Origin of the sequence: Streptomyces sp. UH6 (assembly GCF_013421635.1) — a bacterium.
In the GTDB taxonomy this organism is placed as follows: domain Bacteria; phylum Actinomycetota; class Actinomycetes; order Streptomycetales; family Streptomycetaceae; genus Streptomyces; species Streptomyces abyssomicinicus.
The window spans coordinates 1-3,548 of record NZ_JACADT010000596.1; the positions used below are offsets into that span (position 1 = coordinate 1).

6 protein-coding genes are annotated in these 3,548 nt (G+C 70.8%); all 6 read left to right on the plus strand.

Annotated features, from left to right (window positions below):
* Positions 1-230 (plus strand): hypothetical protein (locus HW445_RS22685; protein ID WP_180222813.1); only part of this gene is annotated, 230 nt, incomplete at its 5' end.
* A complete protein-coding gene (locus tag HW445_RS22690) occupies positions 227-673 on the plus strand; it encodes a roadblock/LC7 domain-containing protein (protein WP_180222814.1) in 447 nt (148 codons plus the stop codon). The genes HW445_RS22685 and HW445_RS22690, both read left to right, overlap by 4 nt.
* Before the next feature lie 14 nt (positions 674-687).
* Positions 688-1,014, plus strand: a complete 327-nt coding sequence (locus tag HW445_RS22695; RefSeq protein WP_180222815.1) for a DUF742 domain-containing protein — start codon at positions 688-690, stop codon at positions 1,012-1,014.
* Complete coding sequence (locus HW445_RS22700; RefSeq protein WP_151774643.1) at positions 998-1,594, plus strand: ATP/GTP-binding protein; 597 nt, start codon at positions 998-1,000, stop codon at positions 1,592-1,594. Before HW445_RS22695 ends, HW445_RS22700 begins: the two co-directional genes overlap by 17 nt.
* Positions 1,595-2,182: 588 nt before the next feature.
* The gene (locus tag HW445_RS22705; protein WP_180222816.1) at positions 2,183-3,085 is read left to right on the plus strand and encodes a trypsin-like serine protease; all 903 of its coding nucleotides are present in this window, start codon (positions 2,183-2,185) and stop codon (positions 3,083-3,085) included.
* A gap of 235 nt (positions 3,086-3,320) precedes the next feature.
* A partial coding sequence (locus HW445_RS22710) for a PHP domain-containing protein (RefSeq protein ID WP_180222817.1) occupies positions 3,321-3,548 on the plus strand: 228 nt, incomplete at its 3' end.

A 3,548-nucleotide genomic window follows, 5' to 3' on the forward strand; every position in this document is an offset into this window, starting at 1 on the left:
GCGCCGCGGTCGACGAGACCGACCGGGCGGGGGCCCGGCCGCTGCCTCCCGCGCCGGAGCGGGAGCGCACTCCGGAGCAGGTCTCCGGGATGCTCTCCTCCCTGCGCAGCGCACACCTGCGGGGCGGGATCAGCGTGCAGAAGGAGAAGGAGAGGGACACGGAACGCGGCGCGGGCGCCGACGCCCGTGCGCCCCAGGATGCCGTGAGTGACGAGGGCGAGACGAAGTGACCACAGTTCCCCACCAGAACGCAGCGCCGACCGACCAGGACTCGCAGGCCTTCAACTGGCTGCTCGCTGCCTTCGTCCGCAACACCGACGGGGTGCGCGACGCGGTGGCGGTCTCCTCGGACGGACTGCTGATCGCGGTCTCCGAGGGACTCGGGCGGACCGAGGCCGACCATCTGGCGGCCATCGTGTCGGGGTTGTCCAGCCTGGCGCGCAGCGCCTCGCGGCGGTACGGCTTCGACGGCGTGAAGCTGATCATGATCGAGATGGGGCGGGGATTCCTGCTGGTCTCGGCGATCCGGGACGGCAGCTGTCTCGGGGTGCTCGCCGACAGCAGCGGCGAACTCGGCCTGGTCGGCTACGAGATGGCCGTGCTCGCGGAACGGGCCGGCGACCTGCTCACCCCGGCCCTGATCGCCGACCTGCGCCAGTCCCTGCCCCGGTGAACGGTGAGCAGCCCATGGAAGAGGACGACAGTTTCGTCAGGCCGTTCATCATCACCGGTGGACGGGTGGAGCCGCTGCAGAGCGATCTGAGACTGGAGACGCTGGTGGTCGCAGTCCGTTCGCCGGACGAGTCGCTGACCTTCGAACGCAAGAGGGTGGCCGCGGTGTGCGAGAGCCCGACGACCGTCGCCGAGGTGGCGCATCGGGTGGGGGTTCCGCTGGGGGTCGCCAGGGTGCTGATCTCCGACCTGGTCGACACCGGGCATCTCGCCTGCCGCCAACCCGCGGAGCTGTCGCTCCATACGCTGGAAAGGATCAGGGATCATGTCCGGGCGCTCTGACAAGATGGTTCCGCTGGCCGTGAAGATCGTGGTGAGCGGTGGGCTCGGGGTCGGCAAGACCACGTTCATCGGGGCCATCTCCGAGATCGAGCCGCTGGACACCGAGGCGGCGATCACGCAGGTGTCGGTGGGGGTCGACTCGCTGGACGGGGTGGAGTCCAAGACCACCACCACCGTGGCGCTCGACTTCGGCCGGATCACGCTGAACCCGGCGATCTCCCTCTACCTGTTCGGGACGCCCGGCCAGGACCGGTTCTCCTTCCTCTGGGACGACCTGGTGGAGGGGGCGCTGGGCACGGTGGTGCTGGTCGACACCCGGCGGATCGAGGACTGCTTCCCGGCGCTGGACTACTTCGAGGCGCAGCGTGCCCCGTTCGTGCTGGCGGTGAACCACTTCCCGGGAGCACGGCGGTTCGAACTGGACGAGGTGCGCGAGGCGTTGGGCCTGCACGACGACGTGCCGGTGGTGGACTGCGACGCGCGTGACCGCCGGTCGGTGCGGGACGTCCTGGTGGTGTTGATGGACCGGGTCATCCGGGAGCGCACCGCCGGCCGGGAGCGCTCCGCGGCACTCGTGTGAGGTGACGTCGGCGTGAGGTGGTGTCGGCATGAGGTGGCGTCGGCATGAGGCGGCACCGGTGAGGTGACATCGGTGTGAGGTGGCGGACCGGCCGCCGTCCCGGAGGTGCCGGGGCGGCGGCCGGCCCGTGTCGGCGGGGTCTTCGGCGCTGTCCGGCGCTGTCCGGTGGGGGCTGTCGGGGTGCGTGTCCGAAACACGTGTCCGAAAACGGCGTGTGAAGTGACGGTGAGGAATTGCCGAGGTAGGACCGTCGCAACGGAAGCGGACGGTCGTGTTCCGGCCAGGGGCGAAAGGGGCGACGGGCGGGGAGCGAGGAGGGCGCGAACACCCGTTGCTGCATCCGCGCGGTTTCGCTGAGCTGGGCGTCTGTGGCCCGGGCCGGAGGGGAATGCGCTTGGCGACGCCGTCCTCGCCGGGCGGCCGAAAGGCACCCTTGCGCGGCTCGGTCGCCCGGCCGAATACTCCCTGCAGCGCTTGTCAGGGGCACGGCGGGTCCGGCAATCCCGGTCGCCCGTGTCACCCGGCTGCGCCTCACGGGCCCGCGCCCCCACAAGCGGGCCCCCGACTTCCCAAGTGGAGGAACGAAGAGTGAGGATCAAGCGCACGACCCCCAACGGCGTCACGAGACGAACCCGTCTGCTCGCCGTGGCAACCGGCCTGGTGGCCGCCGCCGCGATCGCGGTGCCCTCCGCCAGTGCCGACGAAGTCGCCACCTTCAGCGCCGGTGAACTCACCGCGGCGGGTGACGCCGTCCTGGACGCGGACATCGCGGGCACCGCCTGGGCCGTCGACTCCAAGACCAACCGGGTGGTCGTCACCGTCGACAGCACGGTGTCCCAGGCCGAGATCAACAAGATCAAGAAGGAGGCCGGCGACAAGGCCGGCGCGCTGACCATCAAGCGCACCTCCGGGAAGTTCCAGAAGTACATCTCCGGCGGCGACGCCATCTACGCCAGCAGCTGGCGCTGCTCCCTCGGCTTCAACGTCAAGGACAGCGCGGGCAACGACTACTTCCTGACCGCCGGTCACTGCACCGACGGCGCGGGTTCCTGGTACTCGAACTCCGGCCGCACGACGGTCCTCGGCACCACGTCCGGCTCGAGCTTCCCGGGCGACGACTACGGCATCGTGCGCTACACCAACTCCTCGGTGACCAAGTCGGGCACCGTGGGCAGCGTGGACATCACGAGCGCCGCCACGCCCAGCGTCGGCACCACCGTCACGCGGCGCGGCTCCACCACCGGCACCCACAGCGGCCGGGTCACCGCGCTGAACGCGACCGTGAACTACGGAGCCGACGGCATCGTCCGCGGCATGATCCAGACCACGGTCTGCGCCGAGCCCGGGGACTCCGGCGGTCCGCTGTACTCCACCAGCGGCATCGCCTACGGCCTGACCTCCGGCGGCAGCGGCAACTGCTCCTCCGGCGGCACGACGTTCTTCCAGCCGGTCGTCGAGGCCCTGAACGCCTACGGGGTCCGGGTCTTCTGACCGGTCGCTCCTCCGCGTCGTCCCGCTGCTCCTCCGCAGCATCCTGGGGAACCCCCCGCACGCCCGGCGTGCGGGGGGTTCCCGCTGTTCGGAGCGGGTGGAGGGTGGGCGGGGCGGGAGTGGCCGAGGTCGCCTCGCGATTCGAACGTGGTCTATGGTGGAGAGGAGGGTGAACGTTTGTTCGATAGTCGTTTCGACAGGCAGGACGGGACGACAAGCAGGCCGGGAGGTGCGCATGCCGGGTTTCCCCCATCTGCACACCGCGTCCGGCTTCTCCGTCCGCCACGGTGCCTCGCATCCCGAGCGGCTGGCGCGGCGTGCCGCGGAGCGGGGCCTGGACGCGCTCGCCCTCACCGACCGGGACACCGTGGCCGGAGCCGTCCGGTTCGCCAAGGCGTGTGCCAAGGAGGGTGTCCGCCCGCTGTTCGGCGTCGACCTCGCGGTGGAGCCGCCGGCCGGGGCC

Excerpts from the sequence above, each read along its gene's own strand:
- HW445_RS22695 (WP_180222815.1), top strand. The coding sequence starts at position 688 with ATGGAAGAGGACGACAGTTTCGTCAGGCCGTTCATCATCACCGGTGGA.
- HW445_RS22700 (WP_151774643.1), top strand. The coding sequence starts at position 998 with ATGTCCGGGCGCTCTGACAAGATGGTTCCGCTGGCCGTGAAGATCGTG.